The organism is Campylobacter sp. IFREMER_LSEM_CL1890 (genome assembly GCF_025772045.1).
Taxonomy (GTDB): Bacteria; Campylobacterota; Campylobacteria; order Campylobacterales; family Campylobacteraceae; genus Campylobacter_D; species Campylobacter_D lari_D.
Map to the genome: position 1 here is coordinate 1 of NZ_JAKMRK010000006.1, position 16,508 is coordinate 16,508.

Genomic DNA, 16,508 nt, shown 5'->3' on the forward strand with positions numbered 1-16,508 from the left:
ATTGATACCTTTTTGGATTGCTTGTAAAGGGGATAGCAATTTTGAAGAAAAAAAGTAAATAGCAAAACATGAAATAAACAATATAATAATAGAAAAAATAATTTGCTTATATGCGTCTTTTAAAACCAACATTTCCAACTCATCTTGCTTTTGAGTTGCACAAGCAATATAGCTTACTTTAGCTTTTGAATTATCTATATTAGCGCAAATTCCAAATCTTTCTTCTTGTGTATCAACGCTTATATATTCAAATGTTTTATAATCTCCAAATTGCTGATGATATTTTTTTATCTCTTCTATACTTGGATGTTGAGTTAAGATTAGTGATTTATTATTTGATGCAAAAGGAATAGAGCTTGTTGTATCAAAAACAAAAACATTTCCTGGAAGTTTTTCAAAGGTCTTTTGCAAAGATGTTAGCAGTAAATCAACACCTAAAACACCTATCAACTTACCATTTTTCTTGATCGGGGTAGAATAAGTAAAACTAGGTAATTTTGTAACAGAATCTTCATAAACATCGCTTATAAACACTCCATCATTTGCAATAGCCCCTTTATACCAGTCTCTAGAAGTAGCATCGTAACTTGGATCATCATAAGAAGAAACTCCACCACCTCTTTTTCTAAAATTAACTCCTTTTTTATCAGAAACAGTATCGCTTACAAGCATAGTTCCATCGGGAAAACCAACATAGACAGCTAAAGTATTTGATCCATCTTTAAAAATTTTTAAATCATCTCCTAGTATTTGCTCCATAGAATCAAAATTTAAAACTTGATTTTTTCCCAAAGAATCAATGTATTTTTTTATGGCAAGTAAAATATCTATATAACCATCAACATATCCTTCCACTTGAGTTTCTGTGATCAATAAATAATCTTCATTCGCTTGTTTACTGTTTGAAATTAAATTATTTCTACTAGAAACAAATGCCATTATAGTGATTATTGATAAAGCTAAAAAGACAATAACACCAACAACAATGGACAATTTATTTTTCACACTCATTTGTGTATTTACATTCATATATCTCCTTTTTTGTATTTAAATTGAAGTATTTTAGTAAATATATTTTATCAAAAAAATAATAAATTTTAATAAAAATTATATATTATGACAAAATATTTGTTTATTATTTAAAATAATACTCTGCTGGTTTAGTGAAGAAAAATGAGGTATATAAGCATAACCGCTAATAGGATTTATAACTATACATATATGCTGATCTTGTTTATTAGATAATCTTATAATGCAATCATTATTAAAAGAAGCAAGTTTATCATAAGGACGCATAGCATTTTTCAAAGGTGTATATAAGCGACCATAATCATCAAAAATTAAACGCGTACTTCCCTTGCAAGCACCTTCAAACAAAACTTTTGAAATACCATATGTTTTTTCTATATTATATTTTAAATTCGCCTTAGAATCATTTTGATTTATTACTCCGCTTTGTCCTGAGTTCATCAATAAGTTTGGATTAATTAAATCAACAGCTATTTCTCTGTCTTTATTAATCATGTTTTTACCTATATTTGCATTACCATCACCATTTTTATCTAAAAAAATAGTATAAGTTTGTTCATTATTTGTAGCTGACTTTGAGCGTATGAAATATAATTGCCATTTGGCTTTAAACCACTCTCGTTTAGCAATGTTAAATTCTTTTACTCTAAAATCATTTTGTATTAATGCTAAATGTCTTGTGTATTTAATATCATTTAAAATTTGTTCAGCCCCTAAACGCAAATAGTCAGGTTTGTAATAAAAATACCCCATAGAAAACAATAAAGACAATATAATACAAACAAAAACTAGTTCTATTAAAGTAAAAGCTTGTTTCATTTTATATAATAATAAATTTTATGCTTACCTAAACTAACATATATCTTACTAGCTTTTTTACTAGAATGAAGTTCTAATTTACCTTTGGAAATACCATAAAATTTAAGTCTTAAAGCTAACTCTTTATCTTTAGTGAAAATATGTGTAAAATTTCTTTGTTTTAATTTTAAAGACAATTCTTTAGCAATATGATAATCATAAGCAAAATGTTTTTTTGGATCTTTTAATAAATAATAAAAACTTTGATTAAAAATAATACCAAGATAAAAAAATAGTAAAAAAACTAAAGAGCATTCTATAAAAATTTTATGTTTTAGGCGTAATTGTGGCATTCTTGAGCGATAAGAAGACATTAAATAACGAACTAATAATGGAGTACAAACTACACAAAAAGGTAAAAAGTCTTCTAAAAAAAGTCTTTGTCTTATAGAAAAAATCAAACAAAAAACAAAAGTAGTTGCACTAATAAACCATAAAAGAGGTTTATCATCTTGTAAAAGAATTCTATAAATAACATAAAAAAAATAAAGAAAAATTAAAGGTGAAAAGCAAGCTGCAAAAATACCTAAAGTATCTAAAAAATATCCTTTAGGTTTTCCACTTGCATCAAAACCATAAATACTCATTGCAATAGCAAATAAAATCAAAGAGCATGCAATAAGTAATTTATCTTTTTTATATATAGCAAAAAAGAAAAAAGATAAATATAAAATTACAAAATTTCCATCTACAAAAAGAACTAAAAAAAACAAGATATAAAATAAAAAGAATTTTTTATATTCAAACAGCACCAAAATCAAAAGCGTAAAAAATATTACTACGCTAGATTCATTGATAAGCAAAGCACTGGCTACACTACCAGGAAGTAATATAAAAAGCACAACAGAAATAAAAGCATCAAAAGAAGTTTTGGTGTATCTTAAAGCCAAAATATACAACAAAATACAACTTAAAGAATGCAACAAAACAAACGGGAGTCTTAATCCAAAATCATTTTGTCCAAGAAGAGTAGTACCAAATCTAGCAATCATAGCAATTAAGCTATGATCGTAAAAATAAATTTGTGCTTCACTATAGCTGATAGATAAAGTGCTTACACCATATAATAAAGCACAAAAATCAAAAAATAAAACGGCTAATAAATACCTTTTCATTTTTGATTAGTCAAGTTTTACAGGCCCATTACTTGCGTGAGATTGTAAAAATCTTAAAATTCTATCTTTTTCCGCATCAGTGATTTTAGCAAAACCTTGCATAGCAGATAAATATGCATCCCATTCTTCCATTAAATGTTCTTTTGGTTTATGTGCTGCGTGACAACTTGTGCAAGTATCATAATAAGTTAATTCTATCTCATCCCAAGCAAGAATTTCTTGATCGGTCAAATCTTTACTTTTAACTAAAAATTCCATTTCATTACTTGCATTTTTACCATTTAAAGTAAGTAAAAGATAAATTCCATCTTTGGTATAAGCAAGGCTTTTTGGATTTGACTCCACAACCTCACCTTTGACTTTAATTAAAGAGTATTCACCTTCTTCTTTTATAAGCTCCACTTTAGAGCCTTCATAAATTTGTCCTACTACTTTTTTACTAGCACTATCTAAAAGATCTACTTTTTCATTAAAAATAAACATATCTTTAGCAAACAAAGCACTAGCTAAAAAAGTTAATGTCAATATAATTTTCTTCATTTTAAGCTCCTATGATTTCTGGTGGTGTAGTTGAATTATAAGGTTTTATAACTTCTTTTAGCTTTTTAATACCCACTAAGCAAGTATTTACACTAGTTGCTTGAGCCATAGTTGAAGTTGGTCTTGAGCTTGTTAAAACATTTACATGGCCTGCATTACATCTTGGCTTGCTATCGCTTACATCTTCAGGGTCATACCAAGCACCCTCTTGGATACTAATAACCCCTTCCATGATATTATCTGTTACAAAAGCACCTGCTAAAAGTGATCCACGATCATTATATACTTCTACAACTTCTCCGTGGGTAATGCCAAGTTTTTTAGCATCATTTGTATTAATCATCACAGGCTCTCTACCTTGAATTTTATACAAATCTCTTACCCAAGTATTATCAAGTTGAGAATGCACTCTATATCTTGGATGTGGACTTACTAAATGGAAAGGATATTTTTTAACTAATTTTTCATTACCCAGCCACTCTGCAGGCTCAAACCATGTTGGATGTGCTTTAAAATCATCTAAATTGTATTTTTCAAATTTTGGAGAATAAATTTGGATTTTTCCACTTTCTGTTGCAAGTTTATTTGCCACAGGATCGGCTCTAAATTCAGAGTGTCTTACAAAATTATAAGCTTCTTTTGGTGGTTCAAAATGGATAAAACCTTGTTTCCAAAAGTCAGCAAATTCCATATAATAAGGACAATCACTTCTTCCATAAAAACCTTCAAGCCATTGTTGTTTTGTTTTATTACCTGTAAATTTTTTATGCTCTCTCTCGCCAATTCTTTTTGCTAATTCTTCGAAAATATCATAGTCATTTCTACTTTCAAAATAAGGCTCAATTACTTTTTTCATAGCATAAACATAATCTTGAGAATAAGAGCCACCAAAGCTAATATCATCTCTTTCTAAAGTTGTAGTTGAAGGTAATACAATATCTGCCATTTTTGCCATAGGAGTCCACCAAGGCTCATGTACAATTAATGTATCAAGTGTTCTTAAAGCTTTGATAAGTTCATTTGTATTTGGATGATGGCCCAATACAGAAGCGCCCACTACATACATGAGTTTAATTTTAGGATAAGTGATTTCTTTACCTTTAAATTTAACTGTTTTACCTGGATTTAAAATAGCTTCTGAAACTCTACTTGCAGGAATATTAGTATCAAGATTATTTTTACCTTGTGGTAAACCTACTGGTAATCTTACACCTGAAAATGCTTGACCACCACCTGAATAATGCATAGAAAAACCAAATCCACCACCAGGCAAGCCTACTTGACCTATCATTGAAGCTAAAACCATTAAAGTCCAATCAGCTTGCTCGCCATGGTGTGCTCTTTGCATAGCCCAGTTACCTGCTAAAAAGGTTCTATTTTTTACAAAAGTATCTGCTAATGCAGTAATAACTTTTTCTTCAACGCCGGTAATATTTGCAGCCCAAGCTGGAGTTTTATCAATACCATCAGTTTTTCCAAGCAAATAAGGTAAGAATTTGTCAAAACCATCAGTGTATTTTTCAATGAATTTTTTATCATATTTTCCACTTTTATATAAATAATTCATCATACCAAGCATTAAAGCAACATCAGTATTTGGACGAATCTTAATCCACTGGGCATTTAAAATTTCTGCTGTTTGAGTATATTGAGGATCGATAGTTATAAATTTAATTTTTGATTTGCTGTATTTTTTATAATAATCATCATTACCACGATTTGCAACTTTAAAATCAATTTGATTACATTTATAAAGATCAGCTCCCCATAAAACATAAACCTGAGTGTTTTCCAAAATAACTTCATGAGAAGTTTGTAAAGAATAAACTTCCAAATCTCCTACTATGCTAGCATTTACTTTACCAGCAGCACCATTACTATACTCACCATCAGTGCCAATATGGCCACCTAAAGCGGTGTTAAAAAATCTTCCTGCTACTGAGTTACAATTGTGCAATAAACCTACATGTCCCCATGCACCATAACTTGCATTAAATAAATTTTCAATAGGGGTTTCTTTTAATTTTTCCAATACAAGCTCTAAAGCTTTCTCCCAACTTACTCTTACAAAAGGTTCTTTACCTCTTAATTTAGGTCTTTTTTTACCTTCTAAAAAGCTTTTTCTAACACAAGGATACTTTACCCTAGTGTCTGAATAAGTTCTATCGATAATAGCATCAGTTATTACTGAAGGATGTTTATCAGATTTTTGTGGAGTAACTTTTACTATTTTTCCTTCTGAATTTACTTCAGCCCAAAAAGCACCAAAGTGAGTTGCGTGAGGAATTTTTTTAGTATCGTAAAATTTTGTTTGTGCTGCCATTAAAGGATTAACGGAAGCAACTGCTGAAGTTGCAGCAAGACCTTTTAAGAATTTTCTTCTTGTTAAACTCATGTTTGTCCTTCCTTTTAGTTTAGTATTTAATTATATTGTATTATTTATAGCTAATAATAAACTAAATTTTAATACTCCAGAAAAAATCGATCCATTCTTTAGCTTCTTTAATATAAAATTCAGGGATTAATAATGCTGAAGTTTTGTAAAAAACACTTGCTACTTTAAGCTCTAAATGAGGAAACTTTTGACTTAAGACTCTCTTAATTTCTATCATAGTTTCACCACTATCTATGATATCATCTACCAAAAGAACTTTTTTATATGAACTAAGATCAGGAATATTAAAAATTTTAATCGTATCTAATTTTTGAGTATCTTCATAATGGATAGAATTTAAAGAAAATAAATTTCTATTACCCATACCTTCTGCTAAAAAATGGCCCAAAGTCATACCACCTCTTGCTATAGCAAGTAAAACATCGGGATTAAATTCCTCTTTTATTTTGCGCGTAAAAGGGATAATTTCTTTTTGAAATTCTTCATAAGCATAATAATACATAATCACTTCCTATAAAAATTGTAATAAAAATACCAATAATGAAATTGCACTTAAAATGATAATTCCAAGATTAATTTTATCAAATTCTTTTTGCATAATACGCATAAATAAATACGCAATAAAACCAAAAGCAAAACCTGTTGTAATAGAATAAGTCAGTGGCATCATAATAATAATAAAAAACGCACTCACAGCTATTGCTTTATCTTTAAAATTAATATTTGCAACTTCCATAAACATTAAAACTCCAACAAGAACCAATACAGGATAAATAGAATTTGCAGGAATAGCTTTAAATACCGGTAGTAAAAATAAAGTGAAAACAAAACATATAGCAGTAACTAAAGCTGTAAGACCTGTTCTACCGCCTGCTTCAACTCCTGCTGAACTCTCCACAAATGCCGTTACAGTAGAGGTACCAACAACTGCTCCCATAGCTGAACTAACAGCATCTACTCCTAAAGTTTTTCCTAGTTTTTTATCACCTTGTTTTGGATCATCAAATATTTTTCCTCTTGAACCTACGCCTGTGATTGTCCCTACGCTATCAAAAAGCTGAGTAACAAAAAAAGTAAGCACTATAGGAATCATACTAAGTTCTAAAGCTCCTTTAATATCAAGCTTACCAAATATTGCACTTAAGCCATTATCTCCGTTTATAACTGGCATCGACAAAAGTTGTTCTGGAAACCTAGCTCCATCAATACCAAAAATCCAAGCACACAAAGCACTTACAAAAACAGCTAAGATAAAAGCAGCTTTAATCCTCCAAGCCCAAAAAACAAAAACTAAAAACAAACCAAATAATCCAAAAAGCACTTTAGTGCTTGAAAAATCTCCCAAGCCTACTAAAGTTGCTTCGCTTTTGGTGATAATTCCCATTTGCACAAGTCCCATAAAAGCTATAAAAGTTCCAATACCCGCTGATATAGCTTTTCTTAGATCATTTGGTATGCTTTTTATAACCCAAATTCTAAAATTAGTAAAAGATAATAAAGTAAAAACAATACCTGATAAAAAAACAGCCCCCAAAGCACTTTGCCAAGGAATTTGATAAGTATTACACACGCTAAAAGTAAAATACGCATTTAATCCCATGCCTACACTCATAGCCACAGGAGTATTAGAGAAAAAAGCACTTAAAGTAGTAGCTATAATAGTTACCAAAGCGGTTGCTACGATTAAAGCTTCTAGTGGCATACCTGAATTGCTCATTATATTAGCATTAACTGGTATAATATAAATCATTGCTAAAAAGGTAGCAATACCTGCATAAATTTCAGTTTTTACATCGCTATTATGCTCTTTAAGTTTAAAAAAATCCATTTTAATCCTTAATAAATTTTTAGTTCATTATATAAACTATCTCGCTCTATTGCTATATAACCTGAACTTTGAATCATCTCTATGAAGGTTTTTAAACTTAAGCCATTTGAACTTTTTGCTCCACCTGCACTTTGTATGCTTTCTTTTTCTATGGTACCATCTAAATCATTTGCACCAAAATCTTGAGCCACCATAGCTAAATTTATACCCATAGTTGCCCAATAAGCTTTGATATTTTTAATATTATCAAGCACTATTCTTGCTATAGCTAAAGTTTTTAAAATTTCCACCGAGCCAAGTGGCTTTTTACCTGTAATAAAACTATTATCTTGTTGCCAAACTAAAGGAATAAAAGCATTAAACCCACTTGTTTGATCTTGGAGATTTCTTAATCTTATCATGTGATTAATTCTATTTTCTCTACTTTCTATATGCCCAAATAACATAGTAGCATTACTTTGTTTGCCTTTTTCATGCCAAAGTTTGTGAATTTTTAACCAATTTTCACTACTTACCTTACCATGACAAATTCTTTTTCTAACTTCTTCATCAAAAATTTCAGCTCCACCACCTGGCATAGAATCAACACCATACTCAAGCATTTTTTCTATCACTTCTTCATAACTCATATCAAAAGCTCTACTTAAAAAATCAACCTCAGCAGCAGTTAGAGCTTTAATGTGTAAAAATGGATATTTTTCTTTAATCATTTTAAAAATTTCTAAATACCACTGCCATGATGTATTTTTATTGTGCGCTGAAACAATATGAATTTCTTTCGTATCTCTTAAAACTGTCTCATCAACTATTTTCATTATCTCTTCATGTGTCATAGTGTAAGGATTAGGATTTTTCCTATGTGCTGAAAAAGCACAAAATTTACAAGTATCTGCACATATATTTGTAGGATTAATATGTCGATTGATATTAAAATAAACCTTTTTGCCATGCAAATTAGTACGAATTTTTTGTGCATATTTAGCTAGAGTAAAAAGCTCTAAATCCCAAAGTTTATTAGCCTCTTCTTCGTTTAATCTTTCTTGATTTTCTAATTTTTCTATAATTGTTTGCATATTCTTACCATATTTTTAATTTTAAACTACAATTATAATTTTAACTTACTTAAAATTTAATACAAAGTATTTTTTGGTATGATTTTAACAAAAATTTAAAGCAAGGAATAATTTTCAAAAATGGATATGCAAAAAATTCAAAAATTAAAAAATTCTTTAAAAGACTATGAGGCATATTGTTCTAGACTTTTTTTAAAGCAAGGCTCTTTTAGCTTTTACCATTCTAAAGAGATTGATCGTTTTATAGAAGATATTTATGAACTTGTTTTAAATGATTTTTTTGATGATTTTTTTCCACATAATGACAAAATTCCTTTTTGTATTATCGCCATTAAACAATATGCTAAAATGAATTTAAGCATAAAAGAAAGTATTGATTTATTGCTTATTTATAAAGATATAAAAGCTTATAATATTAAGCCTTTAATGAAAGCATTTATTACTTTTTTAAACGATATTGGTTTAAGCATTAACTATCAAATTTGTGAAATAAATGGACTTTATAATATAGCTAAAAATGAGCTTAAACAAAATATTTTACAATACCGCTATATTAGTGGCTCTAAGATTTTATTTAAACAAATCAAAGAAAAAATTTCCCAAGCTCAAGATGAGTTAAAAGAAGAATTTGCTCTAAAAATCTTGCAAGAATTTAACCCTTATTATCAACCTTTAATCAAGCAAGAATTTGATATTAATAAAAATTTTGGCGGTTTAGATGAGCAACTTAATATAGAAAATTTAAATATTTTATTTAAAGATTCTCCCAAAAATTATATGCTTAATTTTATCAATGAAAAAGAATTTAGCGAATTTAAGCTTGCGAGTGATTTTTTATTTTCACTTAAATGTGCAATGAATCTTTTAGAAGGTAAAAACACAAATTTATTTTTAATACAAAATTCACAAGAACTTGCCAACTTAATGCATAAAAAAGAAAAGAAAAATTTAGATCTTAAATCCATACTCATTCAAAAAGCAATGCAAAGTATGCAAATTTGTGGAATTTATACACATTTTTTAGCAAGATGCATCCAGGAAAAACATTATAAAGAAAATAAACTTTATGAAATACAAGATAACTTTTTTACTCATTCAGATGAAAATGAAAATTTAAATTCAATACTCAATCGACTTTTAAAACTAGAAGATGAGGAATTTATTTTTGATATTAAACTAATTTTTGCATTAAAAAGAGCAAAAAATAATGATGAAAATTTGGAGTTATTTAAAGGTATATTAGAAAAAAAACATTCTTTTAGTATTTTAAAACTACTAAACAATGCAAACATTTTAAAAGATTTTTGCAAACCATTAATTCAAAGTAAATTTTTACTCGAAGAAGAAGGTGTTTATAGCGCATTAGATAGAGCATTACTTTGCTTAAAATACTTTGAAGAAAAAGATTGCAAATTTGATAAAAAAACACTTCTAATAATAAAGCTTACCATACTTTTAAGTGCTATTCATGAAGAAAATGAAATTTCTTTAGCTAATATTTACAGAGCTTATGTTGGAAAATTCCAAGTTGATAATGAACTTTTAGATTTTGGCTTAAGATTATTTAAAAATTTCAATGCTTTTAAAGATATTATAGAAAAAGAAGATATTTATAATTCTACTATTGTATTAAATTTTATTTCCAAATTAAATGATACTCATACCCTAAAAACCTTACATCTTTTATCTTTTTGCAATGCTAAAGCTTTGGGTATAGAAAATCATTTTTATTATAAAAGTTTAGAAAGATTGTTTCAAAATGCACTAGAAGGTTTTGAGGATGAAAATTTAATTGATGAGAGTCAAAGAAGGGTAAAAAAAGAACAAACCCTAAAAAGAAGCAAGGCTTTTTTAGATCTTGATGAGCAAACTCAAAACAATATCACTCATATTAAATCTAATCTCTTTTTTATAAAAAATAGCTTTGAAAAAATTATTAAAATAACACAGATTGCGCAAAAAGAAAATTTTACTTTTTGGCTTGACAATCAAGATAATTTTACTCTAGAGCTTATAATGAATAGAAAAAATAATCTTGAAAATATACTCAACACTTTAAGTTCTTTAAATTTAGTCTTTATGAGTTTTTTTGAATTATTTGATGAAAAAGTTTATCTGAAATTTGAATATTCAGATATAGTAAGTGATAATCAAAAACAAAGTTTAGAAAATTTACTTAATTCTAAATTACATTTAAAAGTACAAAAAAAAGCAAAAAAACCAAACATTAAAAAAGATGAATTAAAATTAGACATGAATTATTCCAAAAGCTATGCCAAAATAACCTTAAACACAAAAGATCAAAAAGGTTTAATGGCTTATGTAATGGATGTGCTTGTAAGATATGATATTATCTTAAGTGCAGCAAAAATTCAAACTATAAAAGAAAGAACGCGAAATGTTTTGATTTTGCATAAAAATGAAAGCTTGCAAGATCATAAAGATCAAATTCTTAAATCACTAATAAGCGAGTAAAAGATGTGTGGAATAGTAGGTTATATAGGAACTAAAGAAAAGAAAAAAATCATATTAGAAGGTTTAAAAGAGCTTGAATATAGAGGTTATGATAGCGCCGGTATAGCAGTAATGAAAGATGGAGAATTAGACTTTTTTAAAGCGGTTGGAAAATTAGAAAATTTAGCTAATAAGACTGCTAATTTTAATAGTGATGGATTTGGGCTTGCTATAGGCCATACGCGTTGGGCAACTCATGGAAAACCAACCGAAATAAATGCGCATCCACATTTAGGACAATACTCTTGTGTAATACATAATGGAATCATAGAAAATTACCAAGAATTAAAAACAAAACTCACACAAGAAGGTATTAATTTTCTAAGTCAAACTGACACTGAAGTTATTGTACATTTATTTGAATATCATGCGAGTAATTTAGAGCCATTTGAAGCTTTTAAAAAGACTATAGCTGAACTAAAAGGTGCTTTTGCAATCTTACTTGTGAGTAAAAAAGATCCTAATACAATTTATTTTGCTAAAAATGCTGTACCACTCATCATCGGAAAAAATGGCGATGAAAATGAATATTATTTTGCATCAAGTGATGCACCTTTAGTTTCTTTAGTGGATAAAGTAGCTTATCTTGAAGATGGAGATTATGGATATGTTAATTTAAATGAATGCAAAATTTGTCATGATCAAGCTTATATACAACCTACTTTTGTGGCTTTAAGTCAAGATAAAAGTTATGCTCAAAAAGATGGTTATAGATTTTTCATGGAAAAAGAAATTTATGAGCAAAGTAGAGTTTTAGGCGAAGTTTTAATGGGACGATTACAAGGTGAGCAGATTGTTTTTGAAGATATAGATGAAACTCTTTTACAAAACATAGATGAAATCACACTTTGTGCTTGTGGTACAAGCTATCATGCAGCATTAAGTGGGGCTTATTTACTTGAAAGACTTGCAAAAATTAAAACTAAAGTTGAAGTAGCAAGTGAATTTAGATACAGAGAAGCTATTATAGGTAAAAATACTCTTTTTATAGTAATCTCTCAAAGCGGTGAAACAGCTGATACATTAGAAGCTTTAAAAATAGCAAAAACACAAGGAGTTAAAACTTTAGCAATATGTAATGTGGATAATTCTAACATCGTGCGTTTGGCTGATATATCTTTACTTACTAGAGCGGGCATTGAAAAAGGTGTAGCTTCAACTAAAGCATTTGCCACTCAAGTAGCAACTTTATGGATGCTTGCAATCTATCTTGCACAAAAAGCAAATTTAGATATGAGTAAAGAAATCAAAGCTCTAAGAAGCTTGCCAAGTATAGTTAAAGTTGAACAAAACTTACATGAAAAAGTACATAGAATTTCAAAAAGATACCTACATGGCCATGGCTTTTTCTTTATAGGAAGAGATGTATTTTATCCATTAGCACTAGAAGGAGCTTTAAAACTTAAAGAAATTTCATACTTACATGCTGAAGGCTATCCGGCAGGAGAGATGAAACATGGACCTATTGCTCTAGCAGATAGTGAGCTTTTTACCGTTGCATTAATGCCGCAAAATTGTCTTTATGAAAAAACAAAATCAAATGTAGAAGAATTAGCTGCAAGGGATTCTACTTTACTTGCTATCTCTCCACTTGATTTTGATTTAAGTGATGATTTTATAAAAACTTCAAAACAAGAGCACTATATGTGCGAATTTTTCGAAATGATGGTAATCTTACAACTTCTAGCTTTAGAAGTTTCTATAAGACTTGGCAATGATGTGGATATGCCAAGAAATCTAGCAAAAAGTGTTACAGTAGAATAATATTTGTGTAGTTTTGAAAAAAACTACACTTTTTTAAAAAATTTTATAAATACTTCTTAAATTATAAGCAAACTTTAGGGTTTATTTAGTTTAAATATCACAACTTATTTTATTACAAGGAAAGGCCATGGAATACAGAATCGAACACGATACTATGGGAGAGATTAAAGTTCCTAATGATAAATATTGGGGAGCACAAACTGAAAGAAGTTTTGAAAATTTTAAAATTGGTTGTGAAAAAATGCCAAAAGTTTTAATTTATGCTTTTGCAAATCTTAAAAAATCTTTGGCTTTAGTAAATAATAAACTTGGCAAATTAGATGATGTTAAAAAAAATGCTATCGTGCAAGCTTGCGATGAAATTGTAGCAGGAAAATTTGACGATAATTTCCCATTAGCAATATGGCAAACAGGTTCAGGCACTCAAAGCAATATGAATATGAATGAAGTTATAGCAAACCGTGCAACTGAAATTATGGGTGGAGATTTTAGAAAAGAAAAGCTTGTTCATCCAAATGATCATGTAAATATGAGTCAAAGTTCAAATGATACTTTTCCAACTGCTATGAGTATAGTTTCGGTAGAGCAAGTAGAGAAAAAACTTATCCCTGCTTTAGATGAGCTTATTGCAACTTTTGAAAAAAAAGTAAAAGAATTTGAAGGAATTATTAAAATAGGAAGAACTCACCTTCAAGATGCTACACCACTTACCCTAGCTCAAGAATTTAGCGGATATCTTTCTATGTTACTTCACTCAAAAGAGCAAATCATCGCTTCTTTACCTACATTAAGAGAACTTGCAATAGGTGGAACGGCTGTTGGCACAGGATTAAATGCTCATCCAGAACTTAGTGAAAAAGTAAGCGAAGAATTAAGCAAGCTAATAGGCACTAAATTTATTTCAAGTCCAAATAAATTCCATGCCCTAACAAGCCATGATGCAATTAATTTTACTCATGGAGCCATGAAAGGCTTAGCTGCAAATTTAATGAAAATAGCAAATGATATTAGATGGCTAGCAAGTGGTCCTAGATGTGGTCTTGGGGAATTAAACATACCTGAAAATGAGCCAGGAAGTTCTATCATGCCAGGCAAGGTTAATCCTACCCAATGCGAAGCTTTAACTATGGTTGCAGTGCAAGTTATGGGAAATGATGCAACTATTGGCTTTGCAGCAAGCCAAGGAAATTTCGAGCTTAATGTTTTCAAACCTGTGATTATTTATAACTTCTTGCAAAGCCTTGATTTATTAGCTGATGCTATGCATTCATTTAATATCCATTGTGCTGTTGGTATAGAGCCAAATAAAGAAAAAATAGATCATAATTTACATAATTCTTTAATGCTAGTAACTGCACTAAATCCGCATATTGGCTATGAAAATGCAGCTAAAGTAGCAAAAAATGCTCATAAAAAAGGTATTTCTTTAAAAGAAAGTGCTATGGAACTTGGCTTAGTAAGCGAAGAAGACTTTGCTAAATTTGTAGATCCTACAAAAATGATAGGAGTAAAAAAATAATCAAAAGACTAGGAATAACCCTAGTCTTTTTAAGGATTTAAATGATTTATGAAAATGATTTTTTATTTATAGAAAAAGAAGATTCTCAAATTCCTTGGGTGAAAATTTTTACTAAAGAAAACTACAAAGAATTAAGTGATTGTCCAACCTTTTTGCAAAATATGCTTTTTCAGTATGTTTTAGCTTGTGAGTTAAGCCTTAGAGAATACTACAACCCAGAAAAAATCAACATAGCTTCCTTTGCAAACTATGTACCAAGAGTGCATTTTCATGTTATGGCACGTTTTAAAGAAGATGGGTTTTTTCCTGAAAGTATGTGGGGAAAACAGCAAAGAGAAATTAAGGATTTAAATTTACCTGATTTTGAAGGATTTACATCAATATTACTTAAAAAAATAAATAATATTCATGTTTAAAAATTTATTAATTCTAGTTATCAAGTCCTATCACATCATCTACTTAGGATTATTTTAGTACAAAAATCATATAAGTTTAAAATATGAGAAAATCAAACTATAAGCTTGATAATAATTCATCTTTGTTTTTATAAAAGGTCAAATAACTTTTTTTTAAAACTCATGTTTTTATTAAAAACAGCAAATAAATTATTTAATATAATAAACTAAAATTTCAAAAAAGAAAGGTTTAAATTATGAAGCAATTGTTATTTTTACTTACACTTTGCTCATTTGCATTTTCCACGCAATGTGAGGTTAAAATAAAGCAAATTCAAAAAGAAATAGCTTATGCTAAAATTACAATCATCAAGAAAAAGCTTTAAGTTTAGAATTAGCCTTAAAAGAAGTCCAGGCAGATTGCGCAAAAGATCCTCTTTTTTATGATAAAAAATTAGAGGGCAAAAAACTTAAAGAGCAAGAGATAGAAAAAATCGAACAAGAGTTAAAAGAATTAAAAAAACAAAAAGATTATATGAGTAAAACAGAGTATAAAAATAAAAAACAAGCTTTAAAAGACAAAAAAGACAAAATCAAAAAAGAGATTGAAGAATACATCAACAAACTCTAATTTAATTCCAAATTTGCCACCACTTTTTATTTTACTGTTTTAATTTTTGCATTAAAATATTTTGATTTTTTAATGCAAACTCATTTTCTCCATCAAGCTTTGATAATTCTTTGGTATATTCTAAAACTTGTTTACTCAATCATTTTATTAAAAAATTCTATAGCCTTTTTGATAATCTTCCAAATTCTCAAAGTCGCTTCTTAAACAAGAGCTAGATCAATATAAGTTTACAATTTTTTTAAGGCTTTTGTTTGCTTATCTAAAAGTATATAAACCTAGCTCTGTTAAAATATACTAAATAATATGTATTATCTAGTACATGGTTTTATTGAAAGCCAAAAGTACTTCTTGAAATTTCAAACAATTAAATCTACAAAATGCTCTATTATGATAAGCTTCCAAAAACAATACGCTCGCTTAAGACTTCATCGCATTTTTCAAATTCTGAATTTTCAAAATATTCTTTAGCTAAATCTGATAATTCAGTGATTAGATTATCCAAATATTAATCCTAGTTTTGATTTTCTTTATTTAAACTTTTCAAAAATTCTTCTATATTATATTTTGTTCTATAAGTTTCACTCATTAAGTGAATCAAAATATCTCCTAAATCAAGCACAGTCCATTCTTCACTACTTTCTATATTTAAAAACTCCTCACCTTTGCTTTTAAGATTAGTTTTTAAATCATCAATCAAAGAAAGCGCGTGTCTTTCCCCCATAGTAGTAGCAATCACTACAAATTTAACAAAATAATCCTTATCTTGCATATCAAAGCTTTCTATTAAATCTGCTTTTTTATCATCTAAAATCTGCACTATATTATTAATTCTTTCTTGCATTGTTTT

General features: G+C 28.7%; 13 protein-coding genes and 1 pseudogene. 5 read left to right on the forward strand and 9 right to left on the reverse strand.

The features are described from left to right. The 8 genes from L8W57_RS04040 to mqnE all read right to left on the reverse strand — a co-directional run. Positions 1-1,029: cache domain-containing protein (locus L8W57_RS04040; protein ID WP_263659815.1), on the reverse strand; the 1,029-nt coding region annotated here is incomplete at its 3' end. 78 nt (positions 1,030-1,107) lie between these two features. Next, the gene (locus tag L8W57_RS04045) at positions 1,108-1,848 is read right to left on the reverse strand and encodes a Tfp pilus assembly protein FimT/FimU (protein WP_133319343.1); all 741 of its coding nucleotides are present in this window, start codon (positions 1,846-1,848) and stop codon (positions 1,108-1,110) included. Continuing rightward, complete coding sequence (locus L8W57_RS04050) at positions 1,845-3,002, reverse strand: hypothetical protein (RefSeq protein ID WP_263662049.1); 1,158 nt, start codon at positions 3,000-3,002, stop codon at positions 1,845-1,847. The genes L8W57_RS04045 and L8W57_RS04050 overlap by 4 nt, the downstream gene beginning before the upstream one ends. Positions 3,003-3,008: 6 nt before the next feature. Next, the gene (locus L8W57_RS04055; protein WP_133319345.1) at positions 3,009-3,542 is read right to left on the reverse strand and encodes a hypothetical protein; all 534 of its coding nucleotides are present in this window, start codon (positions 3,540-3,542) and stop codon (positions 3,009-3,011) included. A 1-nt stretch (position 3,543) separates the two neighbouring features. Then, positions 3,544-5,937, reverse strand: a complete 2,394-nt coding sequence (locus L8W57_RS04060) for a molybdopterin guanine dinucleotide-containing S/N-oxide reductase (RefSeq protein WP_133319346.1) — start codon at positions 5,935-5,937, stop codon at positions 3,544-3,546. A 61-nt stretch (positions 5,938-5,998) separates the two neighbouring features. Next, positions 5,999-6,439: a phosphoribosyltransferase gene (locus L8W57_RS04065; RefSeq protein WP_133319347.1), complete on the reverse strand. Its 441-nt coding sequence runs from the start codon at positions 6,437-6,439 to the stop codon at positions 5,999-6,001. Between the two features lie 9 nt (positions 6,440-6,448). Further along, the gene (locus L8W57_RS04070; protein WP_263661047.1) at positions 6,449-7,765 is read right to left on the reverse strand and encodes an NCS2 family permease; all 1,317 of its coding nucleotides are present in this window, start codon (positions 7,763-7,765) and stop codon (positions 6,449-6,451) included. 8 nt (positions 7,766-7,773) lie between these two features. Then, a complete protein-coding gene (gene mqnE / locus L8W57_RS04075) occupies positions 7,774-8,838 on the reverse strand; it encodes an aminofutalosine synthase MqnE (protein WP_133319349.1) in 1,065 nt (354 codons plus the stop codon). 120 nt (positions 8,839-8,958) lie between these two features. On the opposite strand from mqnE, the gene L8W57_RS04080 reads away from it, so the two are divergent. The 5 genes and pseudogenes from L8W57_RS04080 (at position 8,959) to L8W57_RS04100 (ending at position 15,661) form a co-directional block, all read left to right on the forward strand. Next, complete coding sequence (locus tag L8W57_RS04080; RefSeq protein WP_263662051.1) at positions 8,959-11,313, forward strand: nucleotidyltransferase; 2,355 nt, start codon at positions 8,959-8,961, stop codon at positions 11,311-11,313. Between the two features lie 3 nt (positions 11,314-11,316). Further along, the gene (gene glmS / locus L8W57_RS04085) at positions 11,317-13,116 is read left to right on the forward strand and encodes a glutamine--fructose-6-phosphate transaminase (isomerizing) (protein WP_133319351.1); all 1,800 of its coding nucleotides are present in this window, start codon (positions 11,317-11,319) and stop codon (positions 13,114-13,116) included. 127 nt (positions 13,117-13,243) lie between these two features. Further along, entirely contained in the window at positions 13,244-14,635 is a 1,392-nt protein-coding gene (fumC, locus tag L8W57_RS04090) for a class II fumarate hydratase (protein WP_133319352.1), read from the forward strand. Between the two features lie 41 nt (positions 14,636-14,676). Then, complete coding sequence (locus tag L8W57_RS04095; protein WP_133319353.1) at positions 14,677-15,051, forward strand: HIT family protein; 375 nt, start codon at positions 14,677-14,679, stop codon at positions 15,049-15,051. 236 nt (positions 15,052-15,287) lie between these two features. After that, a pseudogene (locus tag L8W57_RS04100) lies at positions 15,288-15,661 on the forward strand (DUF1090 family protein). 511 nt (positions 15,662-16,172) lie between these two features. On the opposite strand, the gene rsfS reads toward L8W57_RS04100, so the two are convergent. Continuing rightward, positions 16,173-16,502: a ribosome silencing factor gene (rsfS, locus tag L8W57_RS04105; RefSeq protein WP_133319354.1), complete on the reverse strand. Its 330-nt coding sequence runs from the start codon at positions 16,500-16,502 to the stop codon at positions 16,173-16,175. Between the last annotated feature and the right edge of the window lie 6 nt (positions 16,503-16,508).

Coding starts and splice junctions, on each gene's coding strand:
- L8W57_RS04045 (WP_133319343.1), bottom strand. CDS start 1,848: ATGAAACAAGCTTTTACTTTAATAGAACTAGTTTTTGTTTGTATTATA.
- L8W57_RS04050 (WP_263662049.1), bottom strand. CDS start 3,002: ATGAAAAGGTATTTATTAGCCGTTTTATTTTTTGATTTTTGTGCTTTA.
- L8W57_RS04055 (WP_133319345.1), bottom strand. CDS start 3,542: ATGAAGAAAATTATATTGACATTAACTTTTTTAGCTAGTGCTTTGTTT.
- L8W57_RS04060 (WP_133319346.1), bottom strand. CDS start 5,937: ATGAGTTTAACAAGAAGAAAATTCTTAAAAGGTCTTGCTGCAACTTCA.
- L8W57_RS04065 (WP_133319347.1), bottom strand. CDS start 6,439: ATGTATTATTATGCTTATGAAGAATTTCAAAAAGAAATTATCCCTTTT.
- L8W57_RS04070 (WP_263661047.1), bottom strand. CDS start 7,765: ATGGATTTTTTTAAACTTAAAGAGCATAATAGCGATGTAAAAACTGAA.
- mqnE (WP_133319349.1), bottom strand. CDS start 8,838: ATGCAAACAATTATAGAAAAATTAGAAAATCAAGAAAGATTAAACGAA.
- L8W57_RS04080 (WP_263662051.1), top strand. CDS start 8,959: ATGGATATGCAAAAAATTCAAAAATTAAAAAATTCTTTAAAAGACTAT.
- glmS (WP_133319351.1), top strand. CDS start 11,317: ATGTGTGGAATAGTAGGTTATATAGGAACTAAAGAAAAGAAAAAAATC.
- fumC (WP_133319352.1), top strand. CDS start 13,244: ATGGAATACAGAATCGAACACGATACTATGGGAGAGATTAAAGTTCCT.
- L8W57_RS04095 (WP_133319353.1), top strand. CDS start 14,677: ATGATTTATGAAAATGATTTTTTATTTATAGAAAAAGAAGATTCTCAA.
- rsfS (WP_133319354.1), bottom strand. CDS start 16,502: ATGCAAGAAAGAATTAATAATATAGTGCAGATTTTAGATGATAAAAAA.